The organism is Polaribacter tangerinus, assembly GCF_038024095.1.
In the GTDB taxonomy this organism is placed as follows: Bacteria; Bacteroidota; Bacteroidia; order Flavobacteriales; family Flavobacteriaceae; genus Polaribacter; species Polaribacter tangerinus.
Genome location: NZ_CP150668.1, coordinates 77,152 through 98,724 on the forward strand (window position 1 = coordinate 77,152; position 21,573 = coordinate 98,724).

Sequence of the window (21,573 nt, forward strand, 5' to 3'; positions counted from 1 at the left end):
TGAAATTGTTAATCAATAATATATCCTTTGTCTAAAAACTTTTGTTTGTTAAAAGAAAATAGACTGCTATCTAAATTTTCATTTTTTTTAAAAGTATCAATAGTAAAGGTTGTTTTAGCATTGTTCTCTCCGGTTTGGATTAATTTGTAAATATGCTTTGTTTTAGCATCTATACCTAATTCTACTTTTACTATTTCAGAGTTACTGTCTATGGGGTTTAATGTAATAAACTGAATATCTCTTCCTTTGATATTTTTTAATTTTCCCATTTTAAAATTGTAGCCTTCTTTGTAAAAAGTTAATAGTTTAGAAGGGTATATAAAACCATCTTCGCCTCCTAAATCTCCTTCGGTAATAGAAACCTCTTTTTCATCGTTATTGATAATGTGTAATTTATTACCATCAAAAATAAACTGGTTTCCTAAGTAGTTTAAGCTGTATTTTTCTCCTTGTAAGTTTATTTCTCCACGAATTGGTGGTTCATCGCCCTCTTTTATACCAGCATCTTCATTACTTAATGTCTGACTAAAACCAATGTACATATTTTTGTATGCACTCATTTTAGTAGAAACTTCATCAAGCATTTTTTTTGCTTGAACAGAGTTTTGAGAATAGGTATTTGTGTATGTGCTAATGATGAATAATAAGAATACTATTTTTTTCATGTGAATTAAAATTACTAGTTTATTACTATTATTTATTGTTGTTCATTTTCTAATAATTGTTCTAAGGCAATTAAATCAGGTACCAATACTTGTCTTGCTTTACTACCTTCAAAGCCTCCCACAATTCCTGCAGCTTCTAGCTGGTCTATTAATCTTCCGGCTCTGTTGTAGCCTAATTTTAACTTTCTTTGTAGTAAAGATGCAGATCCTTGCTGTGCTGTAACTATAATTTCTGCAGCTTCTTTAAACAATTTATCTCTATCAGCAATATCAATATCAATACTTGTGCCACTTTCATCATCTACATATTCTGGTAATTGATATGCTTCTGCATAGGCTTTTTGGGAGCCAATAAAATCGGTAATTTTTTCTACCTCTGGTGTGTCTACAAAAGCACATTGAATTCTTTCAATATCATTTCCGGCGGTATACAATAAATCTCCTCTACCAATTAATTGGTCTGCACCTCCTGCATCTAAAATTGTTCTAGAATCAATTTTAGAGGTAACTCTAAAAGCTATTCTGGCTGGGAAATTTGCCTTAATAATACCTGTAATAACGTTTACCGAAGGTCTTTGTGTTGCTACAATTAAATGTATTCCAATAGCTCTTGCCAATTGAGCTAAACGTGCAATTGGGGTTTCAACTTCTTTTCCGGCGGTCATTATTAAATCTGCAAATTCGTCAATAACCAAAACAATGTATGGTAAAAATTGATGCCCTTCATTCGGGTTTAATTTTCGTTTCTTAAACTTTTCATTATATTCTTTAATATTTCGAACCATTGCAGCTTTTAACAAGTCGTAACGGTTGTCCATTTCTATACATAAAGAGTTTAGTGTGTGAACAACTTTTGTGGTATCTGTAATAATAGCGTCTTCTACATCTGGTAATTTTGCTAAGTAATGACGCTCAATTTTATTAAAAAGTGTAAGTTCTACCTTTTTCGGATCTACTAAAATAAATTTTACTTCTGCAGGATGCTTTTTGTACAACAATGATGTAAGAACTGCATTAAGCCCTACAGATTTTCCTTGTCCTGTTGCACCTGCCATAAGTAAATGCGGCATTTTTGCTAAGTCTACAACAAAAGTTTCGTTTGAAATTGTTTTTCCTAATGCAATAGGAAGCTCCATAGGAGATTCTTGAAATCTTTTAGACGAAATAACAGAATGCATCGAAACAATGGTAGATTTTTTATTCGGCACCTCTATACCAATAGTTCCTTTTCCTGGTATTGGAGCAATAATTCGAATTCCTAATGCAGATAAAGAGAGTGCAATATCGTCTTCTAAATTTTTAATTTTAGATATTCTTATACCTGCTTCGGGTACAATTTCATATAAAGTAATTGTTGGGCCAACTGTTGCTTTTATTTCTGCAATACCAATTTTATAATTTTTTAAAGTTTCTACAATTCTGTCTTTGTTAGCCTCTAGTTCTTCTGGGTCTATAGAAATTGTTTCGTTGTACTGTTTTAATAAATTAAAAGAAGGGAATTTAAAATTAGAAAGTTCTAAAGTTGGATCAAATTCGCCAAAATCTTTAACAATTTTATCAGATAAATTTTCTGTACTCAGTTCTTCATCTTTACTGATAGCAACATCTATGGCAACTTCTTTTTCGTTTGTTGACTCTTCATTGTTATCATTATTATCAATTTTAAGAACAGGTTCTAAATTCTCTTCTTCAGAAAGTGATGCGTCTTCTTTTTGTGTTGTTACATCAGAATAGTTAGAGATAGTAGGCTTTAGGTCGATAACAGATTTTTCAAATTCTGATTTTTGTGACACCTCTAATTGTGCTGAATTACTAGTGTCTTCATTTGAAGTAATTTGGGTTTCATCATCTAAAAGATGCTGATTATGAGTGTCTTCTTCAAAGGGTTTTTCTGCAGTGTTTTTATTTTCTTTACGGGCTTTATATTTTTCTATAAAATGCTCGAAAGTAAGTTTATATCTAACAACAATATAACTTATAAAAAAGAAAATTAGTAGTATAATAAGTCCTGTTTTACCTATAAAAGTTTGTAAATACTCATTAATTTCAAAGCCAATAATACCAGATAAAACGGCTAACTTTTTATGTAAAAAACCTAGAGTTACAGAAATGAGAAGCATGGCAACTAAACCCCAATTCCAAGAAATTACCATTTTTGCAAGTTTGCGTTTGAAAAGAACAGAAACTCCGGTGACGAATAGTTGAAAGCTTACTATAAAAGCAGCAATACCGAAACCATCATATATAAAAAAATGACTTAAACTGGCGCCAATTTTACCTAACCAATTACTACTTTTTATTGATTTATCTGATAATTTGTTCAGAATACTTTGGTCTTCTTGCCAATTAAAGAAAAAAGAAACAAATGCAACAAATAAAAATAAGGCAAAGCACATTAAAAAAACACCAATAATTGTTTGTGCCTGTTTTGTTTTTAAAAAAGCAAAAAATGTTGATTTATTTTCAGAGTTAGGGGATGTACCAGTTGATTTTTTTATGCTGATTCTCTTTTTAGCCATGAACTGTTTTCTAATATTTTAATTTTAGCAATTAATAACTGCAGCTAAAATAATAAATTGATTTTTGGTATGTATATTAAGCCTGCAATTATTAGTGAAACAATTGCCGCAAATGTAGGTGCTCCAGCAGCAATATCTTTAATAAATCCTATTTTAACATGAAAATCTGGATGAACAAAATCGGCAACTTTTTCGATAGCAGTATTTAAAGCTTCTGCAACGAGCACCAAACCGATAGCCAAAAACTGTAGCATCCATTCGGTAGTAGAAATAGAAAAGTAGTATCCTAAAATGCTTGCAATAATTCCAAAAGCAATTTGAACTTTAATGCTATCTTCTGTAGTAATTAGTAGCCAAGCACCTTTAAACGCGTATTTTAAACTTTTTAGCCTTCCTTTTACAAAGCTATCATTTGAGTTTTTCATACTAAATATTAAATCGCTTTTAATGCAGTAGAATAGTTTGGTTCGTCTGCAATTTCAGAAACTTGCTCTGTGTGGGTAATAAATCCGTTTTCATCAATAACAATTACGGCTCTAGAGTGCAAGTTTGCTAACGGACCGTTACTAATTTCTAAACCATAATTTTTGCCAAATTTACCTGTGGCAAAGTCGGAAAGCATTACTACATTTTCGATGCCTTCTGCACCACAAAAGCGCGCTTGAGCAAATGGTAAATCTCTAGAAATACACAATACAACCACATTATTTAAGTTTGCTGCTTTTTTGTTAAATTCTCTTACAGATGTAGCACAAGTGCCAGTATCTACCGAAGGAAAAATGTTTAAAACAATTTTTTTTCCTTTAAAATCAGCTAAACTTTTAGTTTCTAATCCTACAGAAACCAAACTAAAGTCTGCTGCTTTTGAACCAATTTCTGGTAGGTTACCAACTGTGTTAACTGCATTTCCTTTTAGGGTAATTTGTGCCATATCTTTTAGAATTTAGTTTTTTCAAAAGTAACTATTTTTATTGAAAATAATTACTCAAAAACAGATTAGTTCATATTCATTTCTGTGCTTTGAAATATGTATCTTCGCAAACTCAAAATAAATAAAATTACATTGATTATTTCGCAATATACCAAAGAGTTCGCATATAATTGGAAGCTAGCAGCTCCTGTAATGTTAGGCATGCTGGGCCATACATTTGTGAGTTTTATAGACAATATAATGGTAGGTCAAATAGGTACTGCAGAACTAGCAGCAGTTTCTTTAGGAAATAGTTTTATGTTTATTGCAATGTCTATCGGTATTGGTTTTTCTACCGCTATAACGCCTTTAATTGCCGAGGCAGATGCTTCAGATAACTTACAACAAGCAAGGTCTGCCTACAAAAACGGACTTTTTTTGTGTACTACTTTAGGAATACTATTATTTTTGCTGATATTCTTTTCCAAGCCATTAATGCTTTTAATGCAGCAGCCAGATGAGGTTGTTGCGCTTGCAATTCCGTATTTAAATTTAGTAGCTTTTTCACTAATTCCCTTGGTAATTTTCCAAGCAATAAAGCAGTTTAGCGACGGAATGTCTATGACAAAATATCCAATGTATGCAACATTGTTGGCAAATATTATAAATGTAATTTTAAACTACCTACTTATTTTTGGTAAGTTTGGTTTTCCAGAATTGGGTATTGTAGGAGCAGCATACGGAACTTTAGTGTCTAGATTTGTGATGGTTATATACTTGTGGGTAAAGTTAAGATTTAACAATAGAAGTTTTAAGATTGTAAAAAATATTCAATTCTTTTCTTTGGATTTCTTGATGATAAAAAAAATTATAAACCTCGGTTCATTAAGCGCAATGCAAATGTTTTTTGAGGTTGCTATTTTTACATCAGCAATTTGGCTTAGCGGTCTTCTTGGTAAAAATCCTCAAGCTGCAAACCAAATAGCTTTAAATTTATCTTCTATGACATTTATGGTTGCAATGGGCCTAAGTGTTGCTTCTATGATACGGGTTGGAAATCAAAAAGGATTGCAAAATTATAGAGAATTGCGAAGAATTGCTTTTTCAATTTTCTTATTGGGTGTTATTTTTGCAGTCTTTTTTGCGCTTTTGTTTTTCATTTTTCATGAGAGCTTGCCATATATTTATGTAGATTTAAAAGATACACTTAACTATAAAGACAATATCGAAGTGTTGTCTATTGCATCAAATTTATTATTGGCAGCTGCTTTTTTTCAAATTTCAGACAGTATACAAGTTGTTGTTTTAGGGGCGCTTAGAGGTTTGCAAGATGTGAAAATACCTACAATTTTAACCTTTGTTTCTTATTGGATAGTAGGTTTTCCTGTTTCTTATTTTTTAGGAAAAGAAAATATGTATGGTAGTTTTGGCATATGGTTAGGCTTGTTGGCCGGTTTAACAACTGCTTCAATATTACTTTATATAAGATTTAATTCGCTAACTTTAAGGCTTATTAGAGAAAAACAAGAAAATGTTTCTTTAACATAAATAGATAAATACAAATTAATTTTTTAAACAATAGTTAATGGATTTACCAAAGTTTTTACTTGCAGATAATAGCAATTACCCAGATGATATTTTTGTATTGCATACAGAGTTTCCTCGTTTTATGATGAATTTAAAAAATGATGAAATAGAATGGTTTGAAGATTTAACTGGAGAAAAAGAAGAAGATATAACAACAGAATTAGCCGATTTAATGGATAAAGCTGGAAATTTTTACGATGAAGAAATGAAGAAATATGAAGATTAATAAGAATAATTTTAATAAAAAAATGCCTTGTAATTATGTAAATACAAGGCATTTTTATTGAGAAGTAAATTTATTCTTGTTTATTTTCTGTAATTACGATTCCTAATTTTTTTATCACCAAATCAGTAATATCATATTTAAAATCGATATACCCAAATTGGTTTCCTGTAGTTGTAAAAATTTGCGAATATCCATTTTCTTTTGCTACCGAAGCAATGGCATCATTAAGTCTTTTGTATAATGGACGCATTAGCTCATCTCTCTTTAATCCCATTAAAGTAGTTCCGTTTTTTTTGTATTTTTGAATATCTTGATCTAACGCAGATAATTCTGACTGAATTACACGCTTTTCAAGATCGTTCATTTCACTCTCTTTTTGCTTATAATCATCAAGCTTTTCTTTAAATTCTGCTACTTTAATACTAAAGGAAGAGTCTAATTTTGCACCATATTCTTTCGCGAGATCTACTACTTTTTTTGCCTCTGGCATATTATTAATAATGTAATCGCTGTCTATAGTTCCAACCTTGTTCTGAGCAACAGTAATTGTACAAATTAGGGAAATAAATAAAGTAATAATGTTTAATTTCATGAGTTAAGTTTAAGCCACAAAGATAAAAAAGCAGATGAATTACAAAAGCTAGAAATTAATTATTTAAATTTTTCTTTTTCTGCATCAATAGCAGTAACAATAGTTTCATAGGGTGTTTTATAGTCGAACCACAGAGTTTCTGAATCTTTTTTGAACCAGGTTAATTGTCTTTTGGCAAACCTTCTTGTATTCTTTTTTATTTCTGAAATAGCAAAATCTAACGTATAATTACCTTCGAAATACATAAAAAGTTCTTTATAGCCAACAGTTTGCAATGCATTTAAATTTTTGTATTGATATAATTTTTTGGCCTCTTCTATTAAACCGTTTTGTATCATTATATCTACTCGTTCATTAATTCTGTTGTAAATAATTTCTCTTTCGGCAAGCAGTCCTATCTTAATACTGTTAAAATTTCTAGGTTTTTTTGGTTTGTTTTTAAAAACGGAGTAAGGTTTTCCTGTACCAATACAAATTTCTAAAGCTCGCATTACCCTATGCGGATTTTGAAGTTCTATTGTTTGATAACTTTCAATATCTAACTTTTTTAGTTTTTTTTGTAAAACCTCAATTCCATGTTCCTGCAATTCTTGGGTAAGTACGTCACGAATTTTTGGTGATATTTCAGGAAAATAATCTAAGCCTTTTAAAACAGCATCTACATACAAACCACTTCCTCCAACCATTATCAAATTTGTGTTATTTTTATGTAATTCTGTAATTTTTGCCAGAGCATCTCTTTCAAATTCGCCAACATTATACGAATCAAAAATACTTTTATTTTGTATGAAATAATGTTTTGCAGCAGCCAATTCGTTAGGTTCGGGTACCGCTGTTCCAATAGCCATTTCTTTAAAAAATTGCCTTGAATCGCAAGAAACAATTGCTGTTTGGTAGTTTTTTGCCAGTCGAATACTCATGGCGGTTTTACCAATAGCTGTTGGTCCAACAATGGTAATTAATGTAGGTAGTTTGTTTGTAATCATTCGTTTAAGGTACTACCGCAATGATAGCAGTAAATAGCATTTTCTTTGTGGGAGTCTTTTAAACAATTAGGGCAAGCTTGTGTATTTGTTGGTAAATTGTTGGTTCTTGTCATTTCTGAACTTACAATTCCTGTAGGAATGGCAATAATTCCATATCCTAAAATCATAATTATACTTGCAATTAATTGCCCTAATGGTGTATGCGGATAAATATCTCCAAAGCCAACTGTGGTAAGAGTTACAATTGCCCAATAAACACTTCTTGGTATGCTTGTAAAACCATTTTCTGCCCCTTCCACCATATACATAACAGTTCCTAAAATGATGCACAAAATAATTACAAAAAACATAAAAACAGCAATTTTTGCTCTACTAGCTCTTATGGCTACCAACAACTTATTTGAGGCACCAATATATCTTGCCAATTTTAAAATTCTAAAAACTCTTAATAGGCGTAAGGCCCTTAAAGCTACTAAGTGATGGGAACCAACAAATATAAATGATAAATATTTTGGCAAAGTTGCCAATAAATCTATAATTCCATAAAAACTAAATATATATTTTAATGGCTTTTTTATGGCAATTATTCTCATAATGTACTCTATGGTAAAAAGGATGGTAATTACCCATTCGCCAATATCTAAAAAAGCATGATATTTTGTATCAAAACTTTCTATACTTTCTAACATTACCAGTAAAATACTGGTGATAATTGCTGTAAATAAAATGACATCAAAAATTTTACCTTTTTTGGTATCTGCTTCATAAATAATTTCATGAAGTTGATGTTTCCAGCTTAAATTCTTTTTTGAACTACTCAAAATGTGTCTAATTTTTACGTTTACAATATTACAAATATTTCATTAGATGTTCATGTGAACTCCAAACTTTCTCTATACTTTTCTATATCCTAAATCAATATGACATATTCTTTTTGTTAAAGTTTGGTATATTATATTTTTTACGATTATTGACCTAAACATTTTTTATTTATTAATTATTTTCGCATTTAAATTTTTAATTCATGAAATATAAAGGATACTTTTCACTATTGTTTGTGTTTATAACATTTGCTGCAGTTTCACAAATTTTAAAAGGGAATGTCGTAAATTCTTTTAACGAACCTTTAGAAGATGTTTATATCATCAATAAAAAAAATAATTACCATACACATACCAATCAAAATGGTTATTTTTTGATTGAAAATATTACTTTAGGTACTGTTTTAGAGATGAGTATTCTTGGTTACAAAAAAAGAGCGGTAACAGTTACAAATCAAATGTTACAAGAAGGCGTTGTAATTGTATTAGAAACTACATTTTACCAATTGGATGAATTGGTGCTTAGAAATGAAATTAATGCAATGCAAACAATTTCGAATATCGATTTGCAAGTAAATCCAGTAAATAATTCTCAAGAAATTTTAAGAAAAGTTCCAGGCTTAATTATTGGTCAACATGCTGGAGGAGGAAAAGCAGAACAGCTTTTTTTACGTGGTTTTGATGTAGACCACGGAACAGATGTAGCGTTAAATTTTGATGGGATGCCTGTAAATATGGTTTCACATGCACACGGGCAAGGATATAGCGATTTGCATTTTGTTATTCCAGAAACAATTCAAAAAATAGATTTCGGTAAAGGTCCTTATTATGCTCAAAACGGCGATTTTAACACCGCTGGTTATGTAAATTTTTCTTCCAAAACTACATTAAAAAATAATCTTTTATCATTTGAGTCGGGTCAATTTAACTCTAATAGAATTGTTGCGTTGGTAAATCTTTTTGAAGATAAAAAACAAGAAAGTGCTTACATAGCGCTAGAAAATATAAATACAGATGGGCCTTTCGAATCGTCACAAAACTTTAACAGATTCAATATTTTTGGAAAATATACTACCTTTTTAAAAGGAACAGATAGAGTATCGGTAAGTGCTTCTCATTTTACAAGTACTTGGGATGCCTCAGGACAAATTCCCGAGAGAGCTGTTAAAAATGGCACAATATCTAGATTTGGTGCTATAGATGACACTGAAGGAGGAACAACTTCTAGAACGAATATAAATATTCAATATCGTAAAACGATAGCAGACAATTCTTATTTTACAACTAATGTTTTTTACTCTAAATACGATTTTGAACTATTTTCTAATTTTACATTCTTTTTGGAAGATCCAATAAACGGAGACCAAATAAAGCAACACGAAGATAGAGCTATCTTTGGAGCAAATGCTCAGATTTTAAGCAATAATAATTTGGGTGATTTTACCTTTAAACTCACAAAAGGTGCAGGTTTTAGATTCGATAATATTAACGATAACCAATTGTTAAGAACTAAAAATAGAACCGAAATTCTTGAAGAAATTCAATCTGGAGATGTAAGGCAAAACAATATGTATGCCTTTTTAAATGCAGATTTTGAGATTGGAAAATTTAAAATTTCTCCAGCACTTCGTTTCGATTACTTTAAATTTAATTATAACAATGTTTTAACGACTAATTACAGTACACTGTCTAAAACGAAAGCCATTGTAAATCCGAAACTAAATTTTTTATACACTCCTAACCAGTCAATTCAGTGGTTTTTAAAATCTGGAATTGGTTTTCATTCAAACGATGCAAGAGTTGTGTTACAACAAGGAGCAGACAAAGTTTTACCGAGAGCTTATGGGGTAGATTTTGGGGCTATTTGGAAACCTGCCAATCAATTCGTGCTAAATGCAGCTGCCTGGTATTTGTTTTCTGAAGAGGAATTTGTGTATGTTGGAGATGCTGGTATAGTAGAGCCTTCTGGAGAATCGGAACGTTTTGGATTGGATATAGGTTTTCGCTACCAATTAACCGATTGGTTGTATATAGACTCAGATGCAACCATTACAAAAGCGAGAAGTCTAGAGGCAATAAAAGGAGAAGACTTTATTCCTTTAGCACCAGATTTAACTATTGCTGGTGGACTTTCTTTTAATAATTTAGGAAATTTTTCTGGAGGATTTAGATATCGTTTTATAGACGATAGACCAGCAAATGAGGATAATTCTATTATTGCTGAAGGATATTTTGTAGCAGATTTCAATATCAATTATCAATTAGGTAAAACTACATTTGGTATTGCTGTTGATAATATTTTTGATACCAATTGGAACGAAACACAATTCGCCACAAATTCTAGATTGCAAAACGAAACACTGCCAGTAGAAGAAATACATTTTACACCAGGAACTCCATTTTTTGCAAGAGCAAGTATTAAATATCAGTTTTAACTTCTAATTATTTGTTGATGTAAAGTTGCTAAAATTTAAAAGAATCAATTTGGTATCTTTGAGTTTTAAATCTTTATCACAATGAAAAAAACGGTTTTAGTATTTTTAGTTTCTTTATGGTTATGGTCTTGTAGTTCAAATTCATCTAGTGAACCCGTAGTTTATTTTAAGAAGTATGATGAAAAATTAGCGGTCGAGAAACAGCAAAATCACCCTAAAAAAAGGATGCAGTTTACAATGTTTCAATCGAAATATTTAGATTTAAATACTGTTTATGAGCCTTTTAATGATGCTTTGTCTGATTTTTCGGAATCAGAATACTTAAAACTAAAACCACTTATTTTAGAAAAAGACATTCCATTTTTACAACAACAAATACAAAACGGCAAACTTTCTTACGAAAAACTTACACTGTTTTATTTATATCGAATTAGAAAGTTTGAGAGCGATAGCCTTTTAAGTTTAAATAGTATTATTTCTATAAATCCATCGGTACTAAAAGAAGCAAGATTAAGAGACAAAAATAAGCCTAGTAATACAGAAAACTCTTTGTACGGTATGCCAATTCTGTTAAAAGATAATATCAATACAATTGGTATGCCAACCACAGCTGGTGCATTAGCATTAGCTAACAATAAGCAAACAACAGATGCTTTTATTGTAGAAAAATTAAAAGAAAATGGCGCGTTGGTTTTAGGGAAGGTAAACTTAAGTGAATGGGCTTATTTTTTCTGCTCTGGCTGTCCTTTAGGATATTCTGCCGTTGGTGGTCAAACCTTAAATCCTTATGGTAGAGCTGTTTTTGAGACTGGTGGAAGTTCTTCGGGTAGTGGTGTTGCAGTAGCAGCAAATTTTGCAGTAGCTGCAGTAGGAACAGAAACTTCTGGCTCTATAACTTCACCTTCTAGTTTAAATTCTGTGGTAGGTTTAAAACCCACTATTGGTGTTTTTAGTAGAACAGGTATCGTGCCAATTTCTAGTACTTTGGATACGCCAGGACCCATGACTAAGAGTGTTATTGACAATGCCATTTTTATGAATGCAATGAGAGGTTACGATAAAAGTGATAGCGCATCAAAAGAGCTAAAAGAAGATTACTTTAAAGAGGGTTTTTCTAAAAGTATTAAAAACGTGAAGCTTGTTTTTTTAGCGTCGCTGATGAAAGATTCAATTTATGCAGCTAGCATAGATAAATTTAAGAAAATGGGAGTAGAGCTGGTTGAAGAAAAACCAAGTTCAGTTCCTTTAAACGGCTTTATAACATTGTTAAATATAGATATGAAGCACGATTTACCAAATTACTTTTCTAATGCTGCAGCAAAAAATATTTCTTTACAATCTGTTAAAGATGTTACCGATTTTAATAGTAAAGATAGTTTGTTAAGGGCGCCTTATGGTCAGCAATTATTACATGGTATTGTAGCCGATACCACGAGTTTAAAAACCCTATCAGTTATTAAAAATAACCTTGCTACCTCAGGTAAAGAATATTTATCTAGCCTAGAAAAAGAAGGCGTTACTGCCATTTTATCTATTAACAATTATCATTCTTCATACGCTGCAGTTGCAAAATACCCAACATTAACTGTGCCAATGGGATACCGAAAGTCTGGCGAACCTGTTAGCTTAACATTTATAGGAAAGCCTTTTACAGAAAGAAAGCTTTTAGAAATAGGATATGCATTTGAGCAATTTACAAATAGTAGAAAAATGCCTAAAAACTATCAGTAGAAAGAATTTATGTTGTTCAAAAGAACTATTTTTGCAGCCGTTTAAAACAAGTGAATAAAATCAATAAATAAATAGTTTATCAATAAGTAGTAGAGTATTGGTAATAAATGAAGCATATGCGTACAAAAAGCATCAAAAAAAATAAAATTAACGTAGTTACTTTAGGTTGTTCTAAAAACGTTTATGATTCTGAGGTTTTAATGGGACAACTAAAGGCCAATGGAAAGGAAGTGGTTCATGAAGACCCCAATGATGATGGTAATATTGTTGTTATAAACACCTGTGGCTTTATAGGCAAAGCTAAAGAGGAATCTATAGATACCATTTTGCAATATGCCAAAAGAAAAGAAGCAGGAGAAATTGATAAAGTTTTTGTTTCTGGTTGTTTAAGCGAACGTTATAAACCAGATTTAGAAGCTGAAATTCCGAATGTAGATCAATATTTTGGAACGCACGATTTACCTAATTTACTTAAAGTTTTAGAGGCAGATTACAAGCATGAGTTAATTGGAGAACGTTTAACAACCACACCAAAACATTATGCGTATTTAAAAATTGCAGAAGGTTGTGACAGGCCTTGCTCTTTTTGTGCAATCCCTTTAATGAGAGGAAAGCACAGATCTACGCCAATTGAAGATATTGTTACCGAAGCAGAAAAGTTGGCTGCGAAAGGAATAAAAGAAATAATGCTTATTGCTCAAGATTTAACTTATTACGGATTAGATATTTATAAAAAAAGAGCCCTTGCCAAGTTGCTAGAGGAGTTGGCTAAGGTAGATGGTATTGAGTGGATTCGAATGCATTATGCTTTTCCTACCGGTTTTCCGATGGATGTTTTAGAGGTGATGAAAAGAGAGCCTAAAGTGTGTAATTATTTAGATATTCCTTTACAGCATATTAATACCGAGTTATTAAAATCTATGAAACGTGGTACTACTCACGAAAAAACTACGGCATTGATACAAAAGTTTAGAGAAGTTGTGCCAAACATGGCTATTAGAACGACTTTAATTGTTGGATATCCTGGCGAAACTGAAGAAATGTTTCAAGAGTTAAAAGATTGGGTAGAGGAAATGCGATTTGAGCGTTTGGGGGCTTTTGAGTATTCTCATGAAGAAAATACAGGGGCTTATGTTTTAGAAGATGATGTGCCAGCAGATGTGAAGTTTAGAAGGGTAAATGAAATAATGGAAATACAATCTCAAATTTCTTGGGAATTAAACCAAGAAAAAATAGGCAAAACATTTACCTGCCTATTTGATAGAAAAGATGGCGAGTATTTTTATGGTAGAACAGAGTCTGATTCTCCTGATGTAGATAATGATGTATTGGTAGATGCAAAAGAACATTATATAAAAATAGGGGAGTTTATAGATATAAAAATTCATGATGCTGGTGATTACGACTTATACGGAACTCCGGTAAAAGAGCAAGAAAAACCAATACCTTTGCATCAAAAAAGACAATAGTTTTTTTTTAGACTTTTACTCCTTTACAACAAGTTATTTAAAAGTTTATTTTATAATCTATCAGAATTTAGAAAGAAAACAGCATTGGCAACAATTAGCTTTCCGTTTTCCCAAAAAGCTCTAAATAATGGGTTGTTTGTCATATAAACTACACTACCATTACCAATGGTATCTTCACCAAATAATAAAGATTTTGGCACATTTTTTACTGCTTCTTTGCCCGCAAAGCCAGAAACGTTTTTTGTGTCTTCAGAAAAGTAAGCAACATTATATCCGTTTTCTAAATAATGGTAATTTTTTGCTCCTACTTTTAAAGAAAAATAATAGTTTTCGTAGCCAAAAGCAAGCGGGTGAGAAGTATCTACGTTACTTTTAAAAATGCTACCAGTTATCATTTTTTCTACACTTTTTCGCTCTCTTTTATCATAAGGTATCATTAGTGTAGAAGAAGCGTTTTGTTCATTAGATTTTTCTCGTAAAACAAAACCATTGGTATCTGCAAATAGCGATAATGCATTTCCCATTGCAACGATAGTACCGCCATTTGACACCCATTTTTTTAGATTTTCCAAAACTTTTTTATGTACAATATGACTGTAGTAACCACTTGGTAAAATTATTACATCATATTTAAATAATTCTACCTCTGGTAAATCTTTTGTTTGAAGTATAGTGATAGGGTATTGTAACTCTTTTTCGAAAAAATGCCATATTTCTCCGAAGTTTAAAGAATTTGTTTCATCACCAGAAAGCACCAATATTTGTTGCTTTTTTATGGGTTTTACAAAAGGAGAACCAAAATCTGCTCCCTCAGAAACCAATCCAGAAGTTACTACATTTAATTTTCGTTGATGCTTATTGGCAATTTCAATAAGTCTGGTATCAAAATCGTTGTTTTTATTATCATTTCTTAACAAAATTAGCGAACCCTTTTCGTAAAATTTCCCTGCTGTATTAAACGCTTTTTCTGAATACCTTGGAACTATATTATTTTGTAATAAATCTGCTAAAAAACGTGCATCTTTTACGCTGTTCCATTTAGAAATGTACGCATACGCATTTGTATTGATTTCATTAATAATAGGTTTGTTAGTAGCTTTATTTTTTGTAGATGCAACTTTGTTTTTACTTGCAATAGCTTTAAAACCGTAGGCATAAGGTATAGACCATGCAGTAATATCATATGTTAGAGAGTCTACAATTGCTGCTTTAGGCTCAAATAATACATGCACCATTTTCCCTTTTGGTTGATCTGTGTGAATGACCAAGTCGTTCTGCGAAACAAGCATTTTATCATTTTGTTGCGTACTATAATCATATCCTTTTACACTGCCATTTTTTGCTGCTTCATAAGTAATTTCATGAATATCTAAAAGTGCTTTTAAGCGGTTTATTTTGTCTTGATTATCATTTTTTAAAACAAAACTTTTGTAGGTTAAAGCATCATTTTTAAAGAATCTTGTAAACTCTATATTTAGTTTTTCGGCATTATTGTTTGCAATTTCAACAGTGGAAAGGCCAGAGGTAAGGTGGTGATACGCTCTATCTTTTAAAGTTAATATTTCATTTTCATCTGTTTTTACTCCCAAACCAGCTAAAGAATGTCCTGCTTGCTCATAAGTGAGTCCGATTGCCCCCATAAAACTCGGATAGGTGTCTCCGTAACTCGGATAAAACAAATCGAATCTTTCTTTGGTAAAATACAACCATCCTTTTTTATCAAAATACATGGCATTATTATTTCCTATTGCTACTTGAAAATCTCTTTGCCATTTAGTTATGTTAGTATGATAAGGTGCAGCAGCAGGTGCAAAATAGTAAGGGTTATTCATATATTGTTCATGAAAATCTACATGTATATGAGGCATCCATTTGTTGTAAACGGCAATACGATGCTTAGTTTCTACTTGTGTTGCCCATGCCCAATCTCTATTTAAATCGAATAAATAATGATTTGGTCTTCCGGATGGCCAAGGCTCATGATGTTCTTTGCCATTAATATCTGTGTTATATGGCGTACTTTTTACTTGATGATACCAATTTACGTAGCGATCTCTACCATCTGGATTTGAAGAAGGATCTATAATTACTAGAGTATTTTTTAATAAATGTTTTTGGGATGTTGCCAATTCAAAAAGCGTTAGCATAGCAGCCTCACTACTAGATGCTTCGTTTCCATGAACATTGTAGCTTAACCAAACAATGGCTTTTTTATTGGTATTATTATTTGAAGCCCCGCTCATTTGAGAAATATTACTTCTTCTAATTTCATCAATATTTTTAATATTTTCTTCTGAAGAAATGATACCTATATATAAAGAACGGTGCTCATTGGTTTCGCCATACTTTTCTAATTTTACGTTGGTTAGTTTATTGCTAACATATTTAAAATAGTCTATAACTTTATGATGTCTGGTAAAACGTTCTCCGATTTCATAACCAAGAAATTCAGCAGGAGATTTGATGTTGTTTGAAAAGATAGAAAAAGATACTAAAAATACTAGAGTACACAGTTTATGTAGAACTTTCATGAAATTTTTGTTAGAGGATTTTTTCAAAAGTAAGCAATAATCTTAATAATTATAAACTATTATCTAAAAAGCTGTTAAAAAAATGATAGTTTTATTATTTGATATTTTCCGACAGAAAAATATTGTATTTTTATCAAAAATTAAAGGGCTATTTATAGGCTCAATCAAATTTCTAATTTTTAAAGAAAATTAGTGTTTAATATATATGAAAGTAACACAAATACCTTTTAAAGATACTGGTTTTTTTTCTAAAATAATGAAAGATTATATAGATGAAAAGGAAACAATACAACCTTTTTATCATAATTTTCCATCAATTACTGGCTTTTATAATCAGTTAGAAGAAAAAGAAAAATCATTTCGTTTACAAAGTAGATTGGCTTTAGTTTCTGCATTAGATAAGCAATACAAAGGGTTTTCTGTTTCAGAAAAAACAGCAGATAATATTGAGTTATTAAAACGACAAAATACTTTTACAGTTACTACGGGGCATCAATTAAACCTTTTTACAGGGCCATTATATTTTATTTATAAAATTATATCTACTATAAATTTATCAGAAGAATTAAATGAGAAATTTCCCGACAAAAAAGTTGTTCCTGTATATTGGATGGCTACTGAAGACCATGATTTTGAAGAAATAAATTTCTTTAATTTTGAGGGCAAAAAAGTACTTTGGAATCATAGGAGTGGTGGAGCAGTGGGACGTTTTACAACTGATGGATTACAAGAAGTTTTTGAAGTTTTTTCGAAACAATTAGGTGGCTCTAAAAATGCCAATTATTTGAAAGAACTTTTTTCGAATGCCTATATTAATCATAAAAATTTAGCGCAAGCGACTCGATATATTGCAAATGAATTGTTTAAAGAATTCGGACTGGTAATTGTTGATGGTGATGATACAGTTCTTAAACAAGAATTTTTACCTTTTATAAATGATGAAATAGAAAATAAAACATCATTTAAAGAGGTTTCTGAAACTATAAAAATTTTAGAGAAAAACTACAAAATTCAGGTAAACCCGAGAGAAATTAACTTGTTTTATTTACAAGATAATTCGAGAGAACGCATTATTTATACCAATGGTGTTTTTAAAATAAACAATACAAATATTACCTTTAGTAAAGAAGAAATATTGGCGGAGGCAGCAGCGAACCCATTGGCTTTTTCACCAAATGTAATTATGAGACCTTTATATCAAGAGGTAATTTTACCAAATATTTGTTATATCGGTGGAGGAGGAGAGATTGCTTATTGGCTTCAATTAAAGGCTTATTTTAGTAAAGTATCCATTCCTTTTCCAATATTACTTTTAAGAAATTCAGTTCAAATTATTTCAGAAAAGCAACAACATAAATTAGATAAGTTGCATATTTCACATCGCGAACTATTTTTAAAACAACATCAATTATTGTCTAAAAAAGTAATAGAAAATTCGGATATAAAAATTGATTTTGATGCAAAAATAGCATATTTGAAGTCGCAATTTGCTGAGTTGCAAGAAGTAGCCAAAAAAACCTCATTTTCTTTTGTAGGAGCTGTAAATGCTCAAGAAAGAAAACAAATTAAAGGATTGGAAAATCTTCAAAAAAGATTGCTGAAAGCAGAGAAAAAAAGGCAAGAAGATTTGGTAGAAAGGATTAAAGAACTTCAAAATGATTTGCTTCCAAACCAAAGTTTAGAAGAAAGACAGCGTAATTTTTCTGAATTTTATCTATCCTACGGAAATTGTTTTATTAGTCATTTAAAGGAATCTTTAAAACCATTAAAATTAGAGTTCACCATACTAAATATCTAATTTGCAGTAATTTAAACTTGTTAATTTTACAGATTAATTAGTACTAATAACTATACATGAAAGAAAAACAACTTCATCCTAAAAATAAATTTAACAAAGGTTATAATTTTAACGATTTAATAGTTCTAAATCCGAGGTTACAACCATTTGTTAAGAAAAATAATTTTGATTTTTTTACCATAGACTTTTCAAATCCGATAGCGGTAAAAGAGTTGAATAAAGCCTTATTGTTTTCTTACAAAGAAATTAAAATTTGGGATTTTCCAGATGAAAATTTATGTCCACCGATACCTGGAAGACTCGATTATATTCATCATTTAAAAGCCTTAGTAGGCGAAGATAAAGACATCTCTATATTAGATATTGGTACAGGAGCAACCTGTATTTACCCTTTACTTGGAGTTGCTGAATATAGCTGGAATTTTGTAGGAACAGATATTGATTTAGATTCTTTAGATACAGCACAAGACATTATTGATGATAACAATTTAGCACATAAAATTTGTCTTAGAAGACAGTTTGATGAGCAAAACATACTAAAAGGAATTCTTGAAAAAAATGATTCTTTTTCTGCAGTAATGTGTAATCCTCCTTTTTACAAATCGGCAGAAGAGGCACAAGGCGCAAACAGGCGAAAGAGTAAAAATTTAGGAAATAACGCGGTAAGAAATTTTTCTGGAAATCATAATGAACTTTGGTATATTGGTGGAGAAAAAGCTTTTTTACACAACTATTTGTATGAAAGTTCTCTTTATAAATCTCAAAGCAAGTGGTTTACAAGTTTAGTTTCTAAAAAAGAAAATATAGAAAGTCTAGAAAAGTCAGCTAAAAAGTTAGGTGCGATACATTTTAAAATAATTCCATTAAATCAAGGAAATAAAGTAACTCGAATAGTGGCATGGCAATATTAAATACTGCTATTATTATTCATAATTTCTAACACCAATTCTTTTGTTAACGGTTTACCATTGGCCGCCTTTTTTATGTTTTCGAAAGAAAAAATAAAGCTACAACCTTCTTTGTAATTGGAGCAACCATAGGCATTTTTGCCCTTTAAAATATGTCCGGTTTTACATTTAGGGCATTGTATAATATCTGTTTTTTGTGCCTGAGCTTTGGTAGATTTTTCCTCTTTTTTAGGAGCAAGTTCTATGGTAAAATCATCTGTAAAATGGAGTAAACCAGTAACTTTACCAGAAGTTGTTGTAAACCCTTTTAAATTGGTAGTACATCCTTTATCTACTAAACGGATTAATTGATTTTCTGATATTTTTTTTCCAAAAATTTCAAAAGGAATTGTTAGGGTACACTGGTTTTTGTATTCCGAACATCCATAAGCAGATTTGCCTTTTAAAAGCTTTCCTTTCTTGCATTTCGGACATGTTTTTTCAAGAAGACTTTTTTTCTTTTTAGAAGTCTTTTTTGTAGTATTATTTGGTATATCTGTACTTAAATTATCTGCAGAAGAAATTCGTTTCGAAATTTTGTTTGCACGCACTTCATAGACTAGTTGGTCTACCATTTTTTTCATGTTGTTAATAAATGTACCTGCATTAAATTCTCCGCGCTCTATTTCTTTTAACCGTTTTTCCCATCTACCTGTAAGTTCTGCAGATTTTAATAGTTCGTTGTCTATAATGTTTATTAGGTCGATACCTGTTTGGGTGGGAAGTACCAGTTTTTTCTTTCGCTCAATATATTTTCTTCGAAATAATGTTTCAATAATACTTGCCCTAGTAGAAGGTCTACCAATGCCATTTTCTTTCATGAGTTCTCGCATTTCATCATCATCTACTTGCTTGCCAGCAGTTTCCATAGCCCTTAGTAAACTTGCTTCGGTATAATTTCTTGGCGGTTTTGTTTCTTTTTCTAAAAATGAAGGTTCATGAGCGCCTTTTTCGCCTTTTACAAAAGAAGGAAGTGTTTTGTTTTCGGTGTCGTTTTTAGCTTTTTCTTCACCTTTTGTTGTCTCAAAAACAACTCGCCAGCCTTTGGTAATAATTTCTTTTCCTGTTGTTTTAAAAGGTACAGTTGCAGCCTTACCAATAACAGCAGTATTAGAAACATCAGAATCTGGATAAAAAACTGCAATAAAGCGACGAGTAATAATATCGTATACTTTTTGTTGATTGTATTGAAGGTTACCTTGAATACCGGTGGGAATTATTGCATGGTGATCTGTCACTTTTTTATCATCAAAAACACGCTTCGATTTTTTTATTTTTTTACCCAGAAGCGATAGTGTTAATTCATTATAATTGGTAAGTTTGGATAAAATTCCTGCAACTTTTGGGTACACATCATTAGGTAAAAAAGTGGTATCAACTCTTGGGTAGGTTACCACTTTCATTTCATACAATTTCTGAACAATTTTTAAGGTCTCATCAGCAGAATAGCCAAATTTATTATTACAGTATACTTGTAAGCCCGTTAAATCAAAAAGTTTTGGAGCGTACTCTTTTCCTTTCTTTTTGGTTACAGAAACTATTTCAAACGGAGCTTCTTTAACTTTATTTGCCAATAATTGTCCATCTTCTTGTTTAAAAAATCGACCTTCTTCATAATTAAAAAGAGTATCTCTATACGTTGTTTGAAGTTCCCAATAGGGCTGTGGCTTAAAATTCTTAATTTCTAAAAAGCGATTTACCAACATGGCAAGGGTAGGAGTTTGAACTCTACCAACAGAAAGTACTTGTTTATAACCACCATACTTTACGGTATATAAACGAGTTGCATTAAGACCTAAAAGCCAATCTCCAATAGCACGAGAAAAACCGGCATAGTATAAATTATCGTATTTTTCGGCAGGTTTTAAGTTTTTAAAACCCTCTTTAATAGCTTCTTCCGTAAGGGAAGAAATCCATAAGCGTTTTACTTCACCTTTATACTTGCATTGATTGATTACCCAACGTTGAATTAATTCTCCTTCGGTTCCCGCATCCCCACAATTTATAACTAATGAAGCTTTTTCGAACAATGATTTTACAATATTAAATTGCTTTTTTATACCAGCATCTCCTGTAACTTTTGTACTAAAACGCTCCGGAAGCATAGGAAGGTTGTTTAAATCCCAACTTTTCCAATGAGGTTTGTAATCTTTAGGCTCAAATAACGTACATAAATGTCCGAATGTGTAGGTAACTGCATAACCATTTCCTTCATAAAAGCCATCACGTTTTGTGTTGGCTCCGAGTATATTGGCAATTTCTCTTGCGACACTTGGTTTTTCGGCTATACAGACTTTCAAATAAATTATTTTTAAAGCATCGAAAATAAGAAATTATTTTAATCAAAAAACAAAAG

The 21,573-nt window shown here is 31.1% G+C and carries 16 protein-coding genes; 7 read left to right on the plus strand and 9 right to left on the minus strand.

Features of this window, described 5'->3' with window-relative positions; all coding sequences use genetic code 11:
* Window positions 1–8: 8 nt before the first annotated feature.
* The 4 genes from WHD54_RS00340 to tpx are packed head-to-tail and all read right to left on the minus strand — an operon-like array spanning window position 9 to window position 4,115.
* A complete protein-coding gene (locus WHD54_RS00340; RefSeq protein WP_088322687.1) occupies window positions 9–665 on the minus strand; it encodes a LolA family protein in 657 nt (218 codons plus the stop codon).
* A 32-nt stretch (window positions 666–697) separates the two neighbouring features.
* Window positions 698–3,184 carry an FtsK/SpoIIIE family DNA translocase gene (locus WHD54_RS00345; RefSeq protein ID WP_088322688.1) on the minus strand — a complete coding sequence of 829 codons (2,487 nt, stop codon included), beginning with the start codon at window positions 3,182–3,184 and terminating at the stop codon, window positions 698–700.
* 44 nt (window positions 3,185–3,228) lie between these two features.
* Window positions 3,229–3,609, minus strand: coding sequence for a diacylglycerol kinase family protein (locus WHD54_RS00350; protein WP_088322689.1), 381 nt, complete (start codon window positions 3,607–3,609; stop codon window positions 3,229–3,231).
* Between the two features lie 8 nt (window positions 3,610–3,617).
* Entirely contained in the window at window positions 3,618–4,115 is a 498-nt protein-coding gene (gene tpx / locus WHD54_RS00355; RefSeq protein ID WP_088322690.1) for a thiol peroxidase, read from the minus strand.
* Window positions 4,116–4,247: 132 nt separating this feature from the next.
* Between tpx and WHD54_RS00360 the strand changes: the two genes are divergently transcribed.
* Complete coding sequence (locus WHD54_RS00360) at window positions 4,248–5,642, plus strand: MATE family efflux transporter (RefSeq protein ID WP_198943127.1); 1,395 nt, start codon at window positions 4,248–4,250, stop codon at window positions 5,640–5,642.
* A gap of 37 nt (window positions 5,643–5,679) precedes the next feature.
* Window positions 5,680–5,907 (plus strand): hypothetical protein, encoded by a 228-nt coding sequence (locus tag WHD54_RS00365; protein ID WP_088322692.1) that lies wholly within the window; start codon window positions 5,680–5,682, stop codon window positions 5,905–5,907.
* Between the two features lie 70 nt (window positions 5,908–5,977).
* On the opposite strand, the gene WHD54_RS00370 is transcribed toward WHD54_RS00365, so the two are convergent.
* Genes WHD54_RS00370 through WHD54_RS00380 form a run of 3 tightly spaced genes read right to left on the minus strand, consistent with a single transcriptional unit; the run spans window position 5,978 to window position 8,306 of the window.
* Window positions 5,978–6,499, minus strand: coding sequence for an OmpH family outer membrane protein (locus tag WHD54_RS00370; protein WP_088322693.1), 522 nt, complete (start codon window positions 6,497–6,499; stop codon window positions 5,978–5,980).
* A 59-nt stretch (window positions 6,500–6,558) separates the two neighbouring features.
* Entirely contained in the window at window positions 6,559–7,485 is a 927-nt protein-coding gene (gene miaA, locus WHD54_RS00375) for a tRNA (adenosine(37)-N6)-dimethylallyltransferase MiaA (RefSeq protein ID WP_088322694.1), read from the minus strand.
* The gene (locus tag WHD54_RS00380; RefSeq protein ID WP_088322695.1) at window positions 7,482–8,306 is read right to left on the minus strand and encodes an ion transporter; all 825 of its coding nucleotides are present in this window, start codon (window positions 8,304–8,306) and stop codon (window positions 7,482–7,484) included. Before WHD54_RS00380 ends, miaA begins: the two co-directional genes overlap by 4 nt.
* A 203-nt stretch (window positions 8,307–8,509) precedes the next feature.
* On the opposite strand from WHD54_RS00380, the gene WHD54_RS00385 reads away from it, so the two are divergent.
* The 3 genes from WHD54_RS00385 (at window position 8,510) to rimO (ending at window position 13,941) form a co-directional block, all read left to right on the plus strand.
* Window positions 8,510–10,741 carry a TonB-dependent receptor gene (locus WHD54_RS00385; protein WP_088322696.1) on the plus strand — a complete coding sequence of 744 codons (2,232 nt, stop codon included), beginning with the start codon at window positions 8,510–8,512 and terminating at the stop codon, window positions 10,739–10,741.
* A gap of 81 nt (window positions 10,742–10,822) precedes the next feature.
* Entirely contained in the window at window positions 10,823–12,472 is a 1,650-nt protein-coding gene (locus tag WHD54_RS00390; protein WP_088322697.1) for an amidase family protein, read from the plus strand.
* A 116-nt stretch (window positions 12,473–12,588) separates the two neighbouring features.
* Window positions 12,589–13,941: a 30S ribosomal protein S12 methylthiotransferase RimO gene (gene rimO / locus WHD54_RS00395; protein WP_088323331.1), complete on the plus strand. Its 1,353-nt coding sequence runs from the start codon at window positions 12,589–12,591 to the stop codon at window positions 13,939–13,941.
* Between the two features lie 50 nt (window positions 13,942–13,991).
* Here the strand turns inward: rimO and WHD54_RS00400 are convergent, their stop codons facing one another.
* On the minus strand, window positions 13,992–16,472 hold the full coding sequence (locus WHD54_RS00400; RefSeq protein ID WP_088322698.1) for a M14 family metallopeptidase: 2,481 nt from the start codon (window positions 16,470–16,472) through the stop codon (window positions 13,992–13,994).
* A 205-nt stretch (window positions 16,473–16,677) separates the two neighbouring features.
* On the opposite strand from WHD54_RS00400, the gene bshC reads away from it, so the two are divergent.
* Both bshC and rlmF read left to right on the plus strand, forming a co-directional pair.
* Complete coding sequence (gene bshC / locus WHD54_RS00405; protein ID WP_088322699.1) at window positions 16,678–18,270, plus strand: bacillithiol biosynthesis cysteine-adding enzyme BshC; 1,593 nt, start codon at window positions 16,678–16,680, stop codon at window positions 18,268–18,270.
* Between the two features lie 56 nt (window positions 18,271–18,326).
* Complete coding sequence (gene rlmF, locus WHD54_RS00410; protein ID WP_088322700.1) at window positions 18,327–19,181, plus strand: 23S rRNA (adenine(1618)-N(6))-methyltransferase RlmF; 855 nt, start codon at window positions 18,327–18,329, stop codon at window positions 19,179–19,181.
* On the opposite strand, the gene WHD54_RS00415 is transcribed toward rlmF, so the two are convergent.
* Entirely contained in the window at window positions 19,178–21,517 is a 2,340-nt protein-coding gene (locus tag WHD54_RS00415; RefSeq protein WP_088322701.1) for a type IA DNA topoisomerase, read from the minus strand. The two genes, rlmF and WHD54_RS00415, sit on opposite strands and share 4 nt — an antisense overlap.
* Window positions 21,518–21,573 lie beyond the last annotated feature (56 nt).